Source organism: Ancylobacter gelatini (genome assembly GCF_022601675.1).
In the GTDB taxonomy this organism is placed as follows: Bacteria; Pseudomonadota; Alphaproteobacteria; order Rhizobiales; family Xanthobacteraceae; genus Ancylobacter; species Ancylobacter gelatini.
Map to the genome: position 1 here is coordinate 403260 of NZ_JAKVIL010000003.1, position 20740 is coordinate 423999.

Here is a 20740-nt window from a genome sequence, read left to right on the forward strand (position 1 = left end):
GTTGTTGCCGAAGGTCACCGCGCCGCTGCGCCCCTTCGGTCGAAGGAGCCTGAAACCACATGGACCGCATCCGCATTGTCGGCGGCAATCCCCTCAACGGGTCGATTCCGATTTCCGGCGCCAAGAACGCCGCGCTTCCGCTGATGATCGCCGGACTGCTCACCGAGGAAAAGCTCATCCTCGAAAACGTGCCGCGCCTCGCCGACGTTGCCCAGCTCCAGCGCATTCTCGGCAATCATGGCATCGACATCACCGTGAATGGCAAGCGCCGGGGCGACGATGCCTATGCCGGCCAGACACTGGAGATCGACGCCCGCGTCATCGTCGACACCACCGCGCCTTATGAACTGGTGTCGAAGATGCGCGCCAGCTTCTGGGTCATCGGGCCGCTGCTGGCGCGCATGGGGCAGGCCAAGGTGTCGCTGCCCGGCGGCTGCGCCATCGGCACGCGCCCGGTGGACTTCCATCTCGACGCGCTGCGGGCGCTCGGCGCCGACATCGAGATCGATGCCGGCTATGTGCTGGCCCGTGCCCCGAAGGGCCTGAAGGGCGCGCGCATCGATTTCCCGAAGGTCTCGGTCGGCGCCACCCATACCGCGATCATGGCCGCCAGCCTCGCCGACGGCGAGACCATCATCGAGAATGCGGCGCGCGAGCCGGAGATCGCTGACCTCGCCAATTGCATCAATGCGATGGGTGGGCGGATCGAGGGGCAGGGCAGTTCCACCATCCGCATCGTCGGCGTGCCGCGTCTCAAGGGCGCCCGCCACGCTGTGCTGCCCGACCGCATCGAGGCTGGCACCTATGCCATGGCGGTGGCGATGACCGGCGGCGACGTCATGCTCGCCGGCGCCCGCGCCGATCTGCTGGATTCCGCGCTGGACACGCTGCGCGAGGCCGGCGTCGAGGTCACGCCCTCCAATGAGGGGCTGCGCGTCAGGCGCAATGGTGGTGGCATCGCGCCGGTGAACGTGACCACCGCGCCGTTCCCCGGCTTCCCGACCGACCTGCAGGCGCAGCTCATGGCGCTGACCACGCGGGCGTCCGGCACCTCGCGCATCACCGAGACCATCTTCGAGAACCGCTTCATGCATGTGCAGGAACTGGCCCGGCTCGGCGCGCGCATCCATCTCGACGGCGAGACCGCCACCATCGAGGGCGTCGAGCGGCTGAAGGGCGCGCCGGTCATGGCGACCGATCTGCGCGCTTCGGTGTCGCTGGTGATCGGCGCACTGGCGGCGGAAGGCGAGAGCATGATCCACCGGGTCTATCATCTCGACCGTGGCTTCGAGCGGCTGGAAGAGAAGCTTTCGGCCTGTGGTGCGCAGATCGAGCGCCTCGCCGGCTGAGCGGGCGCTATGCAAGCGCCGCGTTTGGCGCGGCATCCTTCAGGCGCCTCCCTTGCCGTAAGCCGCCTGCGACGCCATCTTCGCGACATGTAACGTTGCGGAGATCGAAGAACATGGCCGGGCTCAAGCTGATCGCGCTCGACGCGGAAGATCTCGCGGTGCTCTCCGTCCATCTCCAGGACGCGGTGATCTCGGTCGGCGATATGACCTATCTGCCGAAGGAGCATCGCTTCGTCCTGCTCGCCAACCGTTTCGACTGGGAAAAGGCGGTGCAGGCGGAGGTGCAGGCGCAGGCTCACGCGGCGCAGGGGCGCAACGCGGCACCGCTGGCCGCACCGTGCGTGCGCCGGCGCTCGGGCATGCATTTCGAGCGGGTCATGGGCGCCAAGGTGCGCGGCATCGACCTCTCGGCTGGACCCGCGACGCTTAACCTTCTGGCCGTGACTTTCGAGGAGACCGACGCGCCCTCCGGCCTCGTCACCTTCCTGTTCTCCGGCGGCGCCGAGGTGCAGCTCAGCGTGGAGTGCCTGGAAGCGGGGCTGGAGGATCTTGGCCCCGCCTGGGACGCCAAGGGCACGCCCTGCCACGACGCCGCCGAATGAGCCCGCGCTTGAAGCGGAGCGCCTTTAGCCGAGGGTCCGGGTGATCCAGCCGTCGAGGAAGGCGGCGATCTCCTCATTGTTTGTCTCCAGCATCATCATGTGCCCGTTGCCCCGTATGCCGACATCGGCAAGGCGCACGAACTCGTTCGGCACGCCCGCCTGCGTCAGATAGCGCGCGGTGCAATGGTCGTAACCGGCATGGTATGAAGCCTCCGCGGTCACGATCAGGATCGGCACGCGGGCGAGGTTGGGCAGGCGGCGCGCGGGTTCCAGCTGGAGCCAGCCATGCACAAGGTCGGGTGCCTGCGCCTCTGCCTCGCGCACCAGTGCCAGTTCGCCCGGCGTCGCGACCGGCGGGTCGTAGGCAAGCGGTGTGCGGGTGATGCCGTAGGGTCGGCCGACCGGGCCGTCCTCGAACCAGTCCGGCGCGCCGAGCATCTTCACCTCGTGGAGCGGCGGGCCGTTCGGTTCGATGGCGAGCAGCGCCTTCACCTGTTCCGGCCGGTCGTCGGCGATACCCCAGCCGATGGCGCCGGCCTGCGAATGCATCAGGAGGACGGCGGGCCCGATACGGTCGAGCACGGCGGCGAGCGCGGCTCGGTTCAGTGCCTCGATAGCGGCGCCGTCGGCCATATCCTCGACCTGCGAGGCGAAGAACTGGTCGAACACCGGATCGCCGGCGCGCCCGCCGCCGGGCCATCGTGTGTGCCGAGCTGCCTGCGGGAAGCCGGCAGTCGAGCGCGGATCGCTGAAGCGGTCGGCTATTGCTGTGGTGTTGGGCCGCCGCGTCGGCCCGTAGACCTCGGTGACGTAGCCCGAACGCCCACGCCCGACCTGATCCACCACATAGACGGCGTGTCCCTGGCGCAGGAAATAGTCGGCCCAGCCCTCTCGCCCGTCCGGCGTGGACAGGAAGTTCACGCCGGTCTGGCCGCCGCCATGGACCATCACGACCGGGTACGGGTGGCGCAACGCGGCAGGAATCTGGAACTGCACGAACATCTGGCCGGTCATCACCTGCCCATCCACGGTCCGTGTGTAGCTGCCGCCGGCATGGAACGCCCCCTGACGCGCGATGGCCAGCGGCGGGCGCGCGGCGGCGCCGGCTGCATCGGGCGATACGTCGGAACGGCCCTGGCTCATGGTTTCCTCCCCCGTACCTTGCTCGATTCTGATCGATCGAATGGATCGCATGATAGGCCGGTCGTCTGAAAAGGGGTGGCCCGCAATGTGGGTTGAGGTTTCTCAGCACCTCAACGGATAGCGAAAAGCCGCCGGGCGATTGTTCCATGGTATCGATTGCGATAGGACCCGCGCAAAGACCGCTTCGCGCCTTCAGGACATGTCATGCCGCTTCGCCTCGACACACGCTCTGCCAACTTCGCCGACCGCTTCCAGGCCTTCCTCGGGACCAAGCGCGAGGTGTCGCAGGATGTGGCGCAGGCGGTGGCGCGCATCGTCGAGGATGTGCGGCTGCGCGGCGACGAGGCGCTGATCGCGCTCTCGAAGCAGTTCGATCGGGTGGACCTCGGCGCGCTCGGCATCCGGGTGAGCGAAGAGGAGATCGATGCCGCGGTGATGGCGGCCGATGCCAAGACGCTGGAGGCGTTGACCTTCGCGCATGAGCGCATCCGCTCCCACCACGCCAAGCAGCTTCCCGAGAGCGGACGCTATGTCGACGCGCTCGGCGTCGAGCTCGGCCATCGCTGGACTGCGATTGATGCGGTGGGGCTCTACGTGCCCGGCGGTACGGCGGCCTATCCGTCGTCGGTGCTGATGAACGCGGTGCCGGCCAAGGTCGCGGGCGTCTCCCGGCTCGCCATGGTGGTTCCGGCGCCGGACGGCGTGCTCAATCCCTTGGTGCTCGCCGCCGCGCGCCTCGCCGGGGTCGACGAGGTGTATCGCGTCGGCGGCGCGCAGGCGGTCGCGGCGCTGGCCTATGGCACGGCGACCATCGCGCCCGTGGCCAAGATCGTCGGCCCCGGCAATGCCTATGTCGCCGCCGCCAAGCGCCATGTGTTCGGCACGGTGGGGATCGACATGGTGGCCGGGCCGTCGGAGGTGCTGGTGATCGCCGATGGCGAGCAGAACCCGGACTGGATCGCCGCCGATCTGCTGGCGCAGGCCGAGCACGACACCGCCGCCCAGTCGATCCTGATGACCGACAGCGACGGACTGGCGGAAGCCGTCATCGCTGCCGTTGAGCGCCAGCTCGCCACCCTGCCGCGCCGCGACATCGCCGAGGAAAGCTGGCGCGAATTCGGCGCGGTGATCCGGCTCGGCAATCTCGGCGAGGCGAGCGCGCTTGCCAACCGGCTCGCCCCCGAGCATCTCGAGATCATGTGCGCCGATGCCGAGTTTCTGGCGGGCGAGATCCGCCATGCCGGCGCGATCTTCCTCGGCGCCCACACGCCCGAGGCGATCGGCGATTATGTCGGTGGCTCGAACCATGTATTGCCCACCGCACGCTCGGCGCGCTTCTCCTCCGGGCTCGGCGTGCTGGACTTCATGAAGCGTACCTCGATACTGAAATGCGGCCCCGAGCAGCTTCGCGCGCTCGGGCCGGCGGCCATCGCGCTCGGCGAGGCGGAGGGGCTTGGCGCCCATGCCCGCTCGGTCGCCATCCGCCTCAACCTGTGATGGGGCCGGCATGGCGGAAAACGAGGCCGTAACCCCCTCCGATCCTTATGCCGAAACGCGCCGCCTCGTGGCGGTGACACTCGATGCCGCCTCGATCGGGCGCTCCAACCGGGACATCGAGCACGAGCGCGCCATCGCGATCTACGACCTGATCGAGGAAAACAGCTTCGCGCCATGCGGTGATGTCGAGCCGGGCCCCTACATTCTCACCCTGTCCTTGGCCGAGGGGCGGCTGGTGCTGGAGGTTTCCCGGCAGGACGGCACGCCCGTCGTCGCGCACCATCTCTCGCTCAGCCCGCTGCGCCGCGTGGTGAAGGACTACTTTCTGGTCTGCGAGAGCTATTATTCGGCGATCCGCACCGCCATCCCCTCGCAGATCGAGGCCATCGACATGGGCCGGCGCGGGTTGCACAACGAAGGCTCGGAACTGCTGCGCGCGCGGCTCAAGGACAAGATCAACGTCGATTTCGGCACGGCACGGCGGCTGTTCACGCTAATGTGCGCGCTGCACTGGAAGGGTTGAGCGGTGATCGCCTCTCCGCCGGACCTGCCGCCCTCGCTCAAGCCGCCCCGCGCCGCCCGCAAGGAGCGCCCGCAGGCGGTGCTGTTCATGTGCGGGCAGAATTGCGTGCGCTCGCCCATGGCCGCCGCGCTGGCGCGCCATCTGTTCGGCCGTTCCATCTATGTCGGCTCGGCGGGCGTCATGAAGGGCGATGCCGATCCCTTTGTCACCACCGTGATCGACGAGATCGGCCTCGACGTGCACCGCCACCGCCCGCAGACGCTGGAAGAACTGGAGGAGAATGAGGGGCTCGGCTTCGACCTCGTGATCACCCTCTCCCCCGACGCCCATCACCGCGCGCTGGAACTCACCCGGACCAATGCCATCGACGTGGAGTACTGGCCGACACCGGACCCGACACTGGTGACCGGCAATCGCGAGCAGCGCATGGACGCCTATCGCGCGGTGCGCGACGAACTGGAGCAGCGGATTCGCCTGCGGTTCCGCCCGTCGTGACCCGCGAGCAGCCACGCATTGATGTTGTCAGAGCCTTTACTTGTCGGCCGGATGATTCCATCTGACGGCGGTCGGCCTGCCGATGCCGCCACCGGCCATTCCGTCCCGGTGGAACGAGGAGTTGACCTGAGTGAGCGGACATCCTGTCCTGGTTCTGGCTTCGGGCTCGCCGCGCCGTCTGGCGCTGCTGGCGCAGGCCGGTCTCGAACCCGACGCCCTGCTGCCCGCCGATATCGACGAGACGCCGGAGCGCAGCGAGTTGCCGCGCCGGCTCGCGCTGCGGCTGGCGCAGGAGAAACTGCGCGCCGCCGATATCCGTCGCAAGGCGGTGGGCGAATATGAGGGCGCCTATCTGCTGGCCGCCGACACGGTGGTCGGCGTCGGCCGGCGTATTCTGCCCAAGCCCGAGATTTCCGAGGAGGCGGCCGATTGCCTGCGCCTGCTCTCCGGCCGTGCGCACCGCGTCTATACCGGCGTCGCGCTGATGACGCCCAAGGGCGCCGTCCGCACCCGACTGGTGGAGACGCGTGTGCGCTTCAAGCGGCTCTCCCGCGAGGAGATGGACGCCTATATCGCCTCGCGCGAATGGCTGGGCAAGGCGGGCGGTTATGCGATCCAGGGGCTGGCGGCGACCTTCGTGATCAAGATGGTCGGCTCCTACACCAATGTGGTCGGCCTGCCGCTGGCCGAGACCGTGGCGATGCTGGCCGGCGAGCGCTATCCCGTGCACCACGCCTGGGGCAACCCGCCATGAGCGGCGGGGATGCCACGCGGGAAAAGGGCGCTTCCGGCAAGGGCTGCCCGATCTGCGGCAAGCCGCCGGTGGAGAAATATCGCCCGTTCTGTTCCAGCCGCTGCGCCGATGTCGACCTGCACCGCTGGCTGAGCGGCAGCTACGCGATACCCGCCTCCGAGGATGACGACGAGGACGGCGAGGAAGCCCCGCTCGCCCCCGCTCCGCCGCGCGACCGCTGAAGCTCGCTGCCGGACGCCTTGCTCCCACGCGGCCCCGCCGCCGCGTGTCACGGCCTGCCGGCGCCTGGCAAGGCGCGCGCCACGGTGGCGCCCCCCACGGTGGCGCAGGGCGCGCGACCCGGCCGTGTCTGGACTTATCGTGTCAGGGTCGCGGAGATGGCCCGTCGAGGGCGCTGGCGATGCCGGTCCGATGTGGCTGGGGAAAGAAGCATTTTACCCTCCCGACCATATGGACAGGGAGGAATCGAAACTCTATAAACCGCCCCGCTCCGCACGGCTTACGCCGTTGCCGGCTACGCCCAGGTAGCTCAGTTGGTAGAGCATGCGACTGAAAATCGCAGTGTCGGCGGTTCGACTCCGTCCCTGGGCACCACTCCTTCCCGCCGGGGGTAACCGGAAACGCGCTAAACTACTATAATAAAAGAATTTTCGGCGATCGTCGCATTGGCACGTATCGCCGGGCCTGTTGGCATTTTGGAACGTTTGTTGGCATCGTTCGGTACCAACTCACAGGCCGGGTACCAACAAAATGCCCCTGTCAGATGCCGCCGTCCGCAATGCCAAGCCGAGCGCAAAGCCGCGCAAGCTTTCCGACGGGGGAGGATTGCACCTCCTCGTCACGCCAACCGGCAGTCGCCACTGGCGCCTTCAGTATCGCTTCGAAGGTAAGCAGAAGATGGTGACCTTCGGATCCTATCCCGTCGTCTCCCTTACCGAGGCTAGGGAGAGGCGGGACGCAGCCAAAAGATTGCTGGCGGCGGGACAGGACCCCAGGGTTCAGGCCCGATTAACGAAGCTCACCAAAAGCATCGTCGACGCCAACACCTTCAACATGGTCGCAGACGAATATCTCGCCAAAATGACTCGAGAGCTCAGAGCCGACGCGACGATGGAGAAGACGCGCTGGCTCCTCGATCTGGCACGCGTCGATATTGGTGAGCGGCCAATAGCCGACATAAAGCCCGTCGAGGTCTTGGCAGTGCTGCGCAAAGTCGAGCTGCGCGGCCGTTATGAAACAGCACGTAGGCTCCGCGGTACGATGGGTACGGTGTTTCGCTATGCCATCGCTACCGTGAGGGCTGAACACGATCCCACATATGCCCTGCGCGGCGCTCTTACGACCCCCACGGTCAAGCCGAGAGCTGCCATCACCGACGCGAAGGCGTTTGGTGGACTGCTTCGGGCCATCGATGGTTTCGATGGCCAACCCGTCACGCTCGCGGCACTTCGCTTAATGGCCCTGCTTTTCCCCCGTCCCGGCGAACTAAGATTGGCAGAATGGCGTGAGTTCAACCTTGAGAAGGCTGAATGGGTTGTGCCCGCCAGCCGCACAAAAATGCGCCGGCCGCACCGGTCACCGCTGCCTACCCAGGCCATTGCGATTCTGCGTGATCTTCGTCAGTTCACGGGAACTCGCGAGCTCGCACTACCGTCAGTTAGCTCGCCGCGTCGACCGATGTCGGAGAACACGCTGAATGCTGCCTTGCGCCGATTAGGCTACGGCAAGGACGAGGTGACGGCCCATGGATTTAGGGCGACCGCTTCCACGCTCCTCAATGAAAGCGGCCTGTGGCACGCCGACGCGATCGAAAGGCAACTCGGCCATATAGAAAGCAATGATGTGCGGCGAGCTTATGCGCGCGGCGAACACTGGGAAGAGCGTGCCCGGATGATGCAATGGTGGGCCGATCGTATCGACGAGATGCGATCGGACATCGACAGATAGGCTGGAGCGACAGTCGACTCTCAGGGAGAGGACACTTGAGCCTCGACCATAATGGAGCAGACCAAGTTGCTCGCGAATGCGCTTGATCGGGCCTCGACAGCCTGCCTCACGGTTGCAGTATTGGGACCGTCCGCCGCATTATATGGGATCGGCGGAGGAGCATCGATCATCGCTCCCCTGATAGCTATCCGCAGCCTGTTTTGGTTGGGCGCCGCCGCCGTGCTACATTGGTTTGCGAGGCTCGTTCTTGGGAGACTCAAATGACTGGTCTATGGCTCTACGCTTACGTGGCGCTTCCGCTCATCGTCGTGGCGATGGGCTATGCTGCAGTACGTCTGACCGAGAGGCCAACTCTTCGCCTAGGCGAGTGAGGCCGATTCGGTGTGCTCCGCTGGAGCGCAGAAGTTGAGTTCGCATCCCTCTTGCTCCGCCTTGTTGTCGTGGAAATGCATAAGGGAGCGCGCCCGCCCGAGAGCAGGAGATCGTCGCCGGCGTTTTTCCAGGCCATGTGGCCATATCATCCTAATGGTCAGCTTCGCTCAGGATGTGGCTCACTATTTCCAGGTTCCCATTCATTCCCAGGCTGACCAGCGAACACGAATGACCGGCTTGCGGAATCCAGATTAGCCGCCAGCGCTCGGCTTCTGCTTCTTGGTCGGCTTGGCGTCACGCTCGAAGTTGACACATTCGACCGGGATGAAGCGGAGCACGACCGCTGCGAACTTGCAGTGGTTGCGCAAATGCTCTTGCATGAGCTTTAGTTCGTATTGCGCCATGAACGGCAGGCTCGCTCGGGTGGGCTGGGGCTTCTTGTTGTCGAATAGTAGCCAAACGCAGACCTGATAATCGCTGCCAACCACTTCGCGGATGTCGGCTTTAATATGCGCTAGGTATTCAGCCTTAGCCGGGGTCGGTGAACTCGTGACATGGCTCAGTATTTCCGATAGGAACACCTGATCGTGGAGGAAGCTGTCGCAGTAGAAGCGGGCCTGGGCAAACAGGTAGCTGATCGATGAAGACCCCTTGTACGGCTTACAATTGATGATCCGCATCGTGCCATCGTCAGTCAGATCGAGAATGTCGCAGAATTCCTTGTCTTGCCGGCTCGAGCCGATACGCAATTTAGCCTGGTCGAAACGGATGCTCTGCGGGCGCAGCACGCATGCCCGGGTATTGAAAACCGCTTCGCGATTCTTCCGCGCAGTTTGGTCGGCAATCGAGATGCCGGCATAAAGAGGCTCGCACGCTTCCTCGCGCACCTGCTTGGCAACGAAGTCGGTCACGGAGCGATAGAAACTTCCTTCAACTTGGCGCCAAGTTCCACCAGTCAGAATGAAATGGCCGTCTCCGAGCTTATGCTCAAAGAGCATACAGTTGTAGAGTGACCACCATTTGTGCGAGAGGACACGATCTTCCTGATGTGAATATGCATAGATGCGCCGGGCGTGGAGCATCTTGATCGTGACCTTGTCGAGATTCACTGCGTACGACAACTGTCCAGCGTCAAGAAAGGCGTAAATGCGATTTTTGCGCTTGGGGTTGTCTGAATAGCTGAAGCTGTAATCGTCGTCGGCGATAAGCTCGGGAATCCACAGCTGGACAGGTTCGAGCTCTTTTGCACGTAAAGTGTCGATCAGCGCCTGATCGAGCAACTTAATCTGATCATCACCAGCGGGCTTGAAGTTACGGTAGTTGGGAAAGAGACTGGCAAAATCCTCTTTGCCATAGGCCTCAGTAAAATCGCGACACTGCTCGATCAGCCGGTCCCAGCTAAGCTTCTCGGCACCGATGACCTTGATCGTGAGATGATCGCGGCCCTGCAGCGTGACCAGTGGATTGCCTTTGAGGTGCGCGGCAATGGACTTGAGATCCTCCGATTCGCTGAGGCCGAACACGAAACTTTGCGACGGGCGCGCGACCTGCCGGTCGATATGCGTCGGGGTTAGTGAGTGGCTCTGCGTCCGCGTCTGGCGGATTTCCTCGTTGCCGCATAGATTCATCGCTGTCCGGATGCCGAAATCGGTCTGGATCTCCTCCCGCTTGATGAGGGACCCAGCGCTGCGGCCAAAGGTAGCGATGAATAGCTGGCCATCGAGGGCTATCGCGAGAATGCCATTGGCGCTGTGACTCCACGCGGCAAAGCTTTTCTGATCTGTCGCGGGAATCCGGACATTGATGAAGTCGAGCCAGGGTGGATTGGTCTTTTTGGTCGATGTCTCGAAATAAATGAACCGGCAAATCGCATCGGCAACTTCGAACTGATGCTCTGTTCTCTGGTGGCGCTTCACCAGCGTTTCTAAATCGATCACCTTTTCAAAGGGCCTCCCTTCTTTCGCCAGATAAAGCGATATTTGGCCCAGATCGCTTTCGCCATCTTCATCCGCCATCTTGCCTCTCCCCTAGGAAAGGTTAACGTCGACATAATTAAAGGCAAGCATCTGCTAACGGAATGTTGCCAGGGTAACTTTTAAGCCCGCTATACGGTCGCAGATCGAATGGCGAGAGACGCGGCCCGTCGGCGATCGGAGGCACCTTTCAGTGGCACTAGAATAGCGCTGCGGCGTAGGCGCAGTGCACATCATCATCCGGCGTAGTCCGGCGAGGACGCCAGAAGCTGCCTCCGATCTTCCGCCAGCACGCTAAGCTCGCCGATCGCATCATTGGCGGGCCGCGAGCGACCAAGAAGAGAACTATGTGTACGCTATAGCCCTATGACGTATCTTCCCCCTGAGCCGACGTTCGGAACGTCCGGTTTGGGACAATCAGATCGTCACGATCCTCAAATGCGGATGCAGCGTGAAGCTTAAATTTGTTAGCGCGTTTTTGGGATCACGCGGCGCATGCTGATTGCATTTTTGCTAGAGGCCAAGGAGATTGACAACTCAAGCATCAGGCGTGCTCACTGGGATTCGCCAAGATTTGTTCATTCTATGTTCTTAATCCGTGCAAGAGCGAAATCGTTGCGGTAGGATCCCCGTGACATGAAACGATCTGCCCTCCTCCTGCAGCGCGCTCGGCTTCCCGCTGCCCAGGTCACGGATGCTCCGCGCAGCCTTCAGGAAGGTCGCGTCATGGCGCGCGCCTGGGCTGAGCAGATTGACGATCGCCGTCGCCAAGGGGCAGCATGGGCCTTTGTCGCCGAAGCAATTCGCGCATACGTCGAGTCGCATGGGAAGGCTCTTGGCAGAAACTTGCAGGTGTCACCGCTAAAGCTGGCGGTCCCCTATCAGCTGACCTCATCCGCCGCCGAATTGGCGGCAACGCTGGGCCGAGCAGCCGCTAACCTGCAACCCTTGCAGGCCTGTTATCAGATCAGCGCCACCTATACCGCACTGTTGCCCACGTCGCTGCGCAGCGAGTGGGGCGCTTATTACACCCCGCCTGCGCTGACCGAACGTCTGTTGGACATGGCGGCCGAGGCCGGCACCGATTGGACCACTGCCCGGGTGCTTGACCCAGCTTGTGGTGGCGGAGCGTTTCTGCTGCCGGTGGCGCTGCGCATGCGTCGGGCCATGCCATGGCTCACATCCGCGGCGTTTATCGAGCACTTGGCGACGCATCTGCGTGGGTTTGAAATCGACCCCTTCGCAGCTTGGCTCACACAGATCTGGCTGGAGGCGATTTTTGCAGATGAGGCGGCCGCTTCAGGCCTGTCGTTCCCACCTATCGTCACCGTTGGGGATAGTCTTGAGCAGAATCCTAATTCCAAGGACGGCTATGACCTGATCATCGGCAATCCGCCTTACGGCCGGATCAAATTGACGACCGCGCAGCGCGAGCGCTACTCGCGCGGGCTATACGGGCATGCCAACCTCTATGGAGTGTTCACGGACCTGGCACTTCGCTGGACCCGCGCGGGAGGCGTAGTGGCCTACGTCACTCCCACCAGCTTCCTTGCTGGAGAATATTTCAAGGCCCTTCGAGGGCTGCTCGCCAAAGAGGCGCCTCCCGTGGCGATCGATTTCGTGTCAGCGCGTAAGGGGGTGTTCGAGGACGTCCTTCAGGAAGCTGCGCTCTCAACCTACAAACGTGGGGGGCGCTCTCGCCGGGCAACGGTCCACTTCTTGGACATCGTCGATAGCGATAGCTTCGACGTCACCCATGCCGGTAAGTTCGGACTGCCCGACGACGCCACGGATCCGTGGCTAGCGCCGCGGGAACCAGGGCAGCAGCGACTGATTGAGCAATTGGCGAAGATGCCGACCAGATTCGCCGATTGGGGATACAAGATCTCAACCGGACCGCTAGTATGGAACCGGTTCAAAGATCAGCTCCGGCCGAAAGCGGGAAAGGGCCATTTCCCACTGATTTGGGCCGAGGCGGTGTCCGCAGATGGCCGGTTCACGTTTAAAGCCGATAAGCGCAATCACCAGCCATTCTTTAAAGCGACGCCGATTGACGACTGGTTGAAGGTGACACAGGCCTGCGTCCTAATTCAGCGCACCACAGCAAAAGAGCAGGCGCGCAGGCTGATAGCAGCCGAGCTGCCTCAGGAGCTCATAACGCAGCATGGCGCGGTTATTGTAGAAAATCATCTAAACATGGTTCGGCCTCTCAGCGGCTCTCCTAAGGTTTCGCCGAGGGCGGTTGCAGCCATTCTCAACAGCCGGGCTGCGGACCAGGCATTCCGCTGCATCAGCGGTAGCGTTGCCGTGTCGGCCTTCGAGTTGGAGGCCTTGCCGTTACCGACCATTGAGCAAATGCGCAGCGTAGAGCGTTTATTGAAGATCGGCTCACCTGCCCCGGCAGTCGAGAGCGCTCTAAACGCTCTCTATTTCGGCACCGACGCATGAGCTTGCCCGCCCTGCCACCCTTCAACGTCGTTCACGAGCGGCTACCGATGATCTTTCCGGCCGGGACGCCGGAGCGAAATTATCTGACCCGCGAGCTGTCAGCATGCACCATCTTCGTTGGCCTTTATATTGGCGCGATCGAGGGCACTGAGACCTGGCTAGCACCTAAGCACGTCTACCGCTTCAGCGACATTCAAGAGGGGATGACGACCCCAGCTGAGAGGACTGCCTACAGTGTGCAGGTGATGAAGCCGAGCGGCCGAGCACCAGGCGAGCAGTGGTATGCTGATAACAGCCGAGAATCTATCCGGGACGAGACCCTCCGCGAAGGATTGGTTGTGCTCGGAGCAGCCCTTGAGAAGCCAGGCGTTCCGACGACCTCCGGTAAGCCGCGATATATGCTTCAGGCCGCGTTTGCTGCGCTGTTCGATCCCGGACTAACCGATTCTGCACTGGCGGAGGCGATTTCGGCGTGGCAGGCGAAGTACCTGACGCCGGGCGCACTCGCTCGGATCGCGATTGTAAGGCGTGGTGCGGCCGCCGGCGGTGACCATGTGCTCGTCACATTCCCCAGCGGAGAAACCCGCAAGCTCAAGCCGGGGCCTAGCTCCAAGATCTCCAAGGCTGTGATCGAGGTGTTTGCCCCGCGCTTCCTAGGCAAGGCGGCGGTCGTATTCCTTAGCGAGAGCGGCAACAAGGTCGTGGCACGGGATGATGAGCTCGCCAAGGTGATCGGTTTGAATATCAAGGCAGATAAGAACCTTCCTGACATCATCTTGGTCGATTTGGCGCCGGAGCATCCGCTGCTGGTGTTCGTCGAAGCTGTGGCTACCGATGGCCCGATCAACGAGAGGCGCAAAGACGCGCTCGCTGACTTGGCTCGCGAAGCAGGATTCCCGGTGGAGCACATCGCCTATGTGACGGCGTATCTCGATCGCAGCGGCTCGCCCTTTAAGAAGACTGTCGGCGCCCTCGCCTGGGGAAGCTATGCTTGGTTTGAATCCGAACCTACAGGTCTTATTCAGCTTGCATCGGGCAGAAGCTCACTATAGCTGCCGGATCAGACCGCGTAGAGCGGCAATGACAATATAATATAATGCGCAAAACGCAGGGGGGGCTCGTGGATAAACTCAATATCGATCTGAGCTATTGCTACGGCATTCGCAAATTAAAGCAAGAATTTGATTATACCGATACTAATGCAATCGCGCTTTATGCGCCAAATGGAGCGATGAAATCGTCTCTCGCAAAGACATTTAGGGATCTTGCAGCAGGAAAGCAGTCAGGTGACAGGATTTTCCCTGGACGGAAAAGCCACCGATCGATCACGGATCAAAACTCTGACTCTGTCGCAGCCGACAGCATCTTGGTCATCGAGCCGTATGATGAGGTTTTTTCGCACTCCGAAAAAACGTCAACGCTGCTCGTTAACGCAACTCTCCGGAAAGAGTATGAGCAGCTACATGAGGCGATTGGCGTCGCAAAGGATTTTTTCCTCAAGTCTGTAAAAGCTCAGTCGTCGTCCAAGAAGGATGTCGAGAAGGAGATATCGCTAGCGTTCGGCTCCAGCGACAATCAGCTCTTTAAAGCCCTACTGCGTATCAAGGGAGAAATAGCTGCCGAAGACGAGTCGCCCCTCGCGAATGTCAAGTATGATACTCTGTTTGACGAGAAGGTTATCCAGTTTCTTGGAACCAAAGATTTTAAGACGGCCATAGAAGACTACATTCGCAAATACAACGAGCTTCTAGGGGCGTCAACCTATTTCAAGAAAGGAACGTTTAATTATTACAATGCATCGACAATTGCCAAAAGCTTAGCCGATAATGGTTTTTTTAAAGCTAGTCATACGATCCGGCTTAACGCCGACACGATTGTTGAGATTACGGACGAAAAACAGCTCGCCGATATCATTGCTAAGGAGAAGGAGGCAATTTCCTCCGATGCCGATCTACGTAAAAAGTACGGCGAGATAGAAAAGCTTATAACTAAAAATGCGTCCGTACGAGATTTCGAGCAATATCTTTCCGATAACGAGGATATTTTGCCTCGTCTTGCCAATACGGACCAGCTGAAAGAGGACCTGTGGAAAGCCTACATCAAGGCAAATGAAGCTTCCTATAACGACTTGATCGAAAAATATGAGGCGGCCGAGAAGCGCAAGACTGAAATCGAGGAGCAGGCAGCCAAAGAGCGCACGCAGTGGGAAGAGGTCATTGATATCTTCAATGACCGCTTCTTTGTCCCCTTCAAGCTCACTGCCAAGAACCGCGTGTCGGTCATTCTCGGCCAGGAGCCCATCCTGACGCTTGGCTTTACGTTCGAAGACGGGGGAGACTCTGCCCAGGTCGAGCGTGCTTCGCTCATCGAAATTTTGAGCACTGGCGAGAAAAAGGCACTCTACGTTCTCAATATCATATTCGAAATAGAAGCTCGCCTGAAAGCGGGGCAAACAACGATATTAATCGTGGATGATATCGCGGATTCATTTGACTATAAAAATAAATACGCGATCATCGAGTACCTCAAGGATATCGCTGACGGCGGTCTATTCAAGCAGCTCATTTTGACTCATAATTTCGATTTCTACCGTACGATATGCAGCCGTTTTGTAGGCTATCCGAATTGCTACATGGCTTCGAAATCGGCTGGTGTGATCCAGCTCGGTAAAGCGACTGGCATCCAGAATGTTTTCGTCAATGACTGGAAACGAGCGTTCTTTACGGATGCGAACAAGCGGATCGCTTCGATCCCCTTCATCCGAAATCTTATAGAATTCACAAAGGGTATCACCGACCCCGACTATGTGAAGCTGACCTCATTGCTCCATTGGAAGGCTGATTCAGCGTCCATTACGGAAGCGGATCTGGATGCGATTTATAGCAGGGTTTTTGGAGGCGCGGGCACCTGGGGGCAGCCTGCCGCTAGGGTTATCGATACGGTTCACTCGCAAGCCGCTGTCTGTCTCGGAGCCGCCACTGCCGCAAATTTGGAACATAAGATCGTGTTATCGATTGCTTCGCGCTTGAAGTGCGAAGCATATATGGTTTCCAAGGTAGCAAACCCTGCCGCCACCAACTCTATCAGTGCAAATCAGACCCCGAAGCTACTGAAGCTTTATCAAGCCAGCGGAGCTTCGTCGCCGGCTACGGTGAAGACGGTTCAGCGAGTTTTGCTGATGACGCCTGAGAATATCCACCTGAATTCGTTCATGTACGAACCCATTTTGGACATGGCCGATGACCATCTTCGCAAGCTCTATCAGGATGTGCTGATGCTGGTCCCCTAGCCCGGACTGGTCCTAAAGCTAACCCTCTTCCCTTGCAAAGTCTCGTGCATTAATCGCAGTGGACGCGCCATTACACCGCATCGGGCGTTCTAGCGTCCGCACCCCCACTTCCTGCACTGGCATCGGAGCACTGCTTCAAACAGTGAGGGCGATAGCATCGTGAGGCTGCAGCTGCACTAAGCGTGCAACATCTCTGCGGATGCGCCGCAGCTCGGGCCATGGGAAATGCCGCCCCTCAGCGCCATCCGCCCCGACGGCGATCAGCACGTCGAGCTTCGCGGAGAGGTCACGCAGAGACGTGGCCTCCGCTGCAAGAACCTCCTTCATCAGGTGCTCTTCTAAGTCGGAAGCCGCCTCCTCTTCCTGCCGAGCGACGGTGTAGCCGATGGCGCAATCCGCGTCGTCCCAGCGCTGCTGATGTGCGCGCAGCGCCTCCGCGACTTCAGGGCGCCGCGTGCGAAGCGACGGCAAATCGGCCGCAAGCTCATCGAACTGCCACAAGGAGTTGATGCGCACCGGTGATGGCAGTTCGGCTGCAGCCAGAACCGCCTGCGGAAAGCCGATCGTCCGCGCGAGTTCGGACTCCAGAGCTTGCTGTTTCCGACACAGGGCGAGCGTTCGCCGATGCGCGGCGCGCCACGCATTCCATGCAAGTTCAGCCGCATCCCTCGCGCGGCCATCTTGCGGCGCGGCCGCAGGCGAACTGCTGAAGGAAGTGACGCCGATCGTCATCAGGGTGGCAGAGAGAACGTCCCTCCGGGATGGTCGGGACAGACTCGTGCTAATCTCAGAATCAGCCATGATCCGAGCTCCACTCAGCTTGGGTGTGGTCAGGCCGGGCACGTGGTGCAAACACGCGTTCGGCCGTCATGAGTCACCAAAGGTACACTTCTGTAGCTCGATGAACAATAAAAATCACCATATTATGGTGACTTCGTGACCCCGGCGCAGTGCAGGATGGCGCGCGCGGCGTTGACGTGGGGAGTGCTCGATCTCGCTCGCGAGGCTTCTATTTCCACGCAGACGATCGTGCGTTTCGAACGCGGTGAACAGCTTCGTTCTTCAACCGTCTCAGCGATGCGGGACGCCCTCGAAGCCGCCGGCATCGAATTCATTCCGGAGAACGGCGGCGGTGTCGGCGTGCGCTTCCGCAAACCATCAGCATCCGAATAAGGCCGCGTTGGTTGCAGCTAGTTCGGTGAGAAACTGCGGGATCGGCGCAGCTCGACGGCAGTTTCGCTGCAAAGTTTCTGCACAGCATCGGGCACTTATCGGCATCTTCAGTGCAGGCTCGACGGCAGCGCGACTGTGGCAGAATCGCCCTTTGACCGCGAACTCGCGGCATCAATAGCCCCCTACCAAGCAGGCTGTAGCAGCCGGGGCGGCGTTAGCGCGTCGTAGGTTGGCTCGGGCCGCCGTCAGCGTTTCTCGGTTGCTTCTTCGTAGTACATTCGGCATACGTTGATCGTTTATGTGCGACATTGGCAGATTAGAAGGGATTGAGGGCAAGATAAAGCGGATTTTCAATCCGCGCCGGCTACGCCCTTAATTTGTTGTCTGCACGTTGTTTTCCGTTCCGGAAAACGGGTCTAAGTGACTTCGTGGAAGGTAGAGCTTTGCGCGACGGTCATTCAAGGGATTGATATTTCGTCGACTTTCGTGTGCACCCGCAATGTGCGCTTCGCCGGCCGCGCGCCATAGCCGACGTTTCCACACTATACTTTGATCGAGTTATTTTCGACTTGTGGGACGGGCTTTGGTGGCCAAACCTGCGGTCATGACACGCCGCGACGAGAACGATTTCCGCATCAAGCCGGGACGCCCCAGAAGCCGGGGGACGCCGCTGAAGACGCAGGAACTGCCCTTCGTCCGGCAGGCGCTGATCGCCGCGCGCCATGCCGGCGGCGGCGCGTGGTCCGGTGGCGGGGTTGCGCGGGAAGGAGGCGGTAGCGGCCGGTCCAACGCACGCGGTCGCGGCGCGAAGGCGATGGCGTCGCTGCCGCGCGACAGTGGCGGCTGGCAGTCGGGGTCCTCAGGCCGGTTCCGCTCCCGCCGCGTCGTTGTGAAGGCGCGGGTGGTGAGGCTCGCCGGGAAGGGGAAGAGCGCGCGCGGCCCGAAGATGCGCGGCGCGGTGTCGGTCAACGCGGTCGGTGCGCATCTGCGCTACCTCGAACGCGACGGCGTAACCCGCGACGGCGAGAAGGGCCGCGCCTACTCGGCGCTTGGTGACGAGGTCGACGCCAGGGCCTTCGTCGAGCGGAGCGGCGAGGATCGCCATCAGTTCCGCTTCATCGTCGCGCCGGAGGATGCTGCCGAGCTGGGCGACCTTAAGCGCTTCACCCGTGACCTGATGCGGCACATGGAGAGTGACCTCGGGACGAAGCTGGACTGGATCGCCGTCGATCACCACAACACTGGCCATCCGCACAGCCATATCCTCGTGCGAGGCGTGCTCGACGATGGCCGTATCCTCAACATCGCCGGTGACTACATCGCCCATGGCATTCGTCATCGGGCGAGCGAGCTGATGACGCTGGAGCTTGGCCCGCAGACCGAGGTCGAGTTGCAGAACAAGCTGCGCCATGAGGTGGACGCCGACCGTGTCACCCGACTGGACCGGATGATGATGGCCGAGCAGCGCGAACATGGTGTCCTCGATCTGCGGCCGGACGCTGGCGAGAGCTATCTCGTGCGGACCAATCGGCATGTTCTGATCGACCGGGTGAAGCGGCTGGAGGGCTTCGGCGTCGCCGAGGAGATCGAGCCGGGACGCTGGACCATCAATGAGCGGGCCGAGAGCACCCTTCGGGCGATGGGTGAGCGCGAAGATATCCTGCGTACCATGCACCGCGCGCTGGCCGATCACGGGCTCGCTGACGAGCGCGGCGCCGTGCAGTATGTCACCCATGGCAATCGCATCTCCCATGCCCTAGTCGGACGAGTACTCGACAAGGGATTGGCCGGCGATGAGATGGGAGAGCTGTTCTATCTGGTCATCGATGGCGTGGACGGACGCACCCATCATGTCGAGACCAGCGACGTCTCCCGACTGGAGGACATCAAGCGCGGCCACATCGTCGCGCTCGACCCGCTGCCGACAAGGTTCGACCCACGCCCGGCGGACCTCAACATCGCCACCATGGCCGAGCGAAGCGGCGGCATATACCGGCCGAGCGAGCATTTGGAGCTAGCGCGCCCGGCGATCGAACAGCAGCGCGGCGAACCGGATGCCTTCATCCGCGCCCATGTACGCCGGCTGGAAGCGCTGCGCCGCGCCGGCCATGTCGAGCGCATCGACGCCGACCACTGGAAGATTCCAGACGACCTGCCCGAGCGCGGCATCGCCCACGATGCACGAACCGAGCGGAAGGACTTCGCAGTCCGCCCGGTCTCTGCTTTCGATCTCGACCAGCAGGTCGCCAGCGACGGCGCGACCTGGCTCGATCGGGAACTAGCCTCGCGCCAGCGCACCGAGCTGTCCGACGCGGGTTTTGGGGGTGAGGTGAGCGTTGCGCTGGAGCGACGTCGCCAGAGCCTCGTCGATCAGGGTCATGCTGTTCGACTGGAGAACGGCACCGTCCGCGCGCCGCGCGACATCCTCGCCCGCCTTGAGAAAGTAGAGGTCGAGCGCGTCGGACGTGCCATGGCGGCGGAGCGCGGCCTTGCCTACACCCCGAGCCAGCCGGGCGAATATGTGTCCGGCCGGCTCGCCGGCTCGGTCAATCTCGTCAGCGGGCGCTTCGCTATGATTGACGATGGTCTCGGCTTCCAGCTCGTACCGTGGCAGCCTGTGCTGGAGAAACAGATCGGCCGGCACATATCCGGCATCTCCCGCGATGGCGGTGTTGAGTGGAGCCTTGTCCGCAATCGAGGGTTGGGGCTTTAGGTCGAGCTTTCGAGTGGCGGCGGTTTCTAAATTGGGGTGGCGGGCGGTTGGACGACCGTCCCAATTCACAGGAATAGAGCTACCGCGAAGAACCAGTAGGCCGGTCCGCCACGACAGCGTCAAGGCTGGCGCTTCGCGCCACCGCTCATGTGGCTCCGGCCTTGACCCAGCCACGGCGGACCGGCAGGGCTGACCATCGCGGAAGGCCGATTATGAGCGGTAACGTCGCTCGTCCTCCTTGCTAGGCTAGCCATGACGCCTCCAACGTTGCGCTAAACCCGCTACGAAAGGGTGTGGGATTAGCCCGCCTTCATTCAGGTTGAAAAGAACAAATTGGGTGCGGAAAAATCGTAGTAAAATTGACGTGGCGAACTGAGGTGTATAAAAGAGATGGAAATCGCATCCGGTGCGGTATAGAAGAGTTGGTATTATTGTTGAATCTATTGTAAAAATATTTTTTCG

16 protein-coding genes and 1 tRNA gene are annotated in these 20740 nt (G+C 61.6%); 14 read left to right on the plus strand and 3 right to left on the minus strand.

The annotated features are described in order from the left end of the window. The first annotated feature begins 59 nt into the window (after positions 1-59). Both murA and MKI84_RS08030 read left to right on the plus strand, forming a co-directional pair. A complete protein-coding gene (gene murA, locus MKI84_RS08025) occupies positions 60-1349 on the plus strand; it encodes a UDP-N-acetylglucosamine 1-carboxyvinyltransferase (protein ID WP_241618283.1) in 1290 nt (429 codons plus the stop codon). A gap of 113 nt (positions 1350-1462) precedes the next feature. Next, positions 1463-1951 (plus strand): DUF2948 family protein, encoded by a 489-nt coding sequence (locus MKI84_RS08030; protein ID WP_241618287.1) that lies wholly within the window; start codon positions 1463-1465, stop codon positions 1949-1951. 24 nt (positions 1952-1975) lie between these two features. On the opposite strand, the gene MKI84_RS08035 is transcribed toward MKI84_RS08030, so the two are convergent. Then, positions 1976-3094: an alpha/beta hydrolase gene (locus tag MKI84_RS08035; protein ID WP_241618288.1), complete on the minus strand. Its 1119-nt coding sequence runs from the start codon at positions 3092-3094 to the stop codon at positions 1976-1978. A gap of 204 nt (positions 3095-3298) precedes the next feature. Between MKI84_RS08035 and hisD the strand changes: the two genes are divergently transcribed. The 7 genes from hisD to MKI84_RS08070 all read left to right on the plus strand — a co-directional run bounded on the left by hisD (position 3299) and on the right by MKI84_RS08070 (position 8310). Next, complete coding sequence (gene hisD, locus MKI84_RS08040; protein ID WP_241618289.1) at positions 3299-4591, plus strand: histidinol dehydrogenase; 1293 nt, start codon at positions 3299-3301, stop codon at positions 4589-4591. Positions 4592-4601: 10 nt separating this feature from the next. After that, positions 4602-5114: a UPF0262 family protein gene (locus MKI84_RS08045; protein WP_241618292.1), complete on the plus strand. Its 513-nt coding sequence runs from the start codon at positions 4602-4604 to the stop codon at positions 5112-5114. An 87-nt stretch (positions 5115-5201) separates the two neighbouring features. After that, the gene (locus tag MKI84_RS08050) at positions 5202-5609 is read left to right on the plus strand and encodes an arsenate-mycothiol transferase ArsC (protein ID WP_241618411.1); all 408 of its coding nucleotides are present in this window, start codon (positions 5202-5204) and stop codon (positions 5607-5609) included. 130 nt (positions 5610-5739) lie between these two features. Beyond that, on the plus strand, positions 5740-6363 hold the full coding sequence (locus tag MKI84_RS08055; protein WP_241618294.1) for a Maf-like protein: 624 nt from the start codon (positions 5740-5742) through the stop codon (positions 6361-6363). Further along, a complete protein-coding gene (yacG, locus tag MKI84_RS08060) occupies positions 6360-6584 on the plus strand; it encodes a DNA gyrase inhibitor YacG (RefSeq protein WP_241618297.1) in 225 nt (74 codons plus the stop codon). Before MKI84_RS08055 ends, yacG begins: the two co-directional genes overlap by 4 nt. A gap of 297 nt (positions 6585-6881) precedes the next feature. Beyond that, positions 6882-6957: transfer RNA gene (locus tag MKI84_RS08065), tRNA-Phe, on the plus strand. A gap of 156 nt (positions 6958-7113) precedes the next feature. After that, positions 7114-8310: a tyrosine-type recombinase/integrase gene (locus tag MKI84_RS08070; RefSeq protein ID WP_241618299.1), complete on the plus strand. Its 1197-nt coding sequence runs from the start codon at positions 7114-7116 to the stop codon at positions 8308-8310. A gap of 623 nt (positions 8311-8933) precedes the next feature. Here the strand turns inward: MKI84_RS08070 and MKI84_RS08075 are convergent. Next, positions 8934-10697 carry a DUF6119 family protein gene (locus MKI84_RS08075; protein WP_241618301.1) on the minus strand — a complete coding sequence of 588 codons (1764 nt, stop codon included), beginning with the start codon at positions 10695-10697 and terminating at the stop codon, positions 8934-8936. A 684-nt stretch (positions 10698-11381) separates the two neighbouring features. Here MKI84_RS08075 and MKI84_RS08080 point away from each other — a divergent pair. The 3 genes from MKI84_RS08080 to MKI84_RS08090 all read left to right on the plus strand — a co-directional run bounded on the left by MKI84_RS08080 (position 11382) and on the right by MKI84_RS08090 (position 16392). Next, a complete protein-coding gene (locus MKI84_RS08080) occupies positions 11382-13103 on the plus strand; it encodes an HsdM family class I SAM-dependent methyltransferase (protein WP_241618303.1) in 1722 nt (573 codons plus the stop codon). Continuing rightward, complete coding sequence (locus MKI84_RS08085; RefSeq protein WP_241618305.1) at positions 13100-14155, plus strand: BsuBI/PstI family type II restriction endonuclease; 1056 nt, start codon at positions 13100-13102, stop codon at positions 14153-14155. The genes MKI84_RS08080 and MKI84_RS08085 overlap by 4 nt, the downstream gene beginning before the upstream one ends. A gap of 68 nt (positions 14156-14223) precedes the next feature. Beyond that, on the plus strand, positions 14224-16392 hold the full coding sequence (locus MKI84_RS08090) for an ATP-binding protein (RefSeq protein WP_241618307.1): 2169 nt from the start codon (positions 14224-14226) through the stop codon (positions 16390-16392). Positions 16393-16527: 135 nt separating this feature from the next. Here MKI84_RS08090 and MKI84_RS08095 read toward each other — a convergent pair whose 3' ends face one another. After that, positions 16528-17193: a hypothetical protein gene (locus tag MKI84_RS08095; RefSeq protein WP_241618310.1), complete on the minus strand. Its 666-nt coding sequence runs from the start codon at positions 17191-17193 to the stop codon at positions 16528-16530. Positions 17194-17349: 156 nt separating this feature from the next. On the opposite strand from MKI84_RS08095, the gene MKI84_RS08100 reads away from it, so the two are divergent. After that, entirely contained in the window at positions 17350-17565 is a 216-nt protein-coding gene (locus MKI84_RS08100; RefSeq protein ID WP_214007562.1) for a transcriptional regulator, read from the plus strand. Positions 17566-18151: 586 nt separating this feature from the next. Next, positions 18152-20278 carry a DUF3363 domain-containing protein gene (locus MKI84_RS08105; protein ID WP_241618315.1) on the plus strand — a complete coding sequence of 709 codons (2127 nt, stop codon included), beginning with the start codon at positions 18152-18154 and terminating at the stop codon, positions 20276-20278. Positions 20279-20740: the final 462 nt, after the last annotated feature.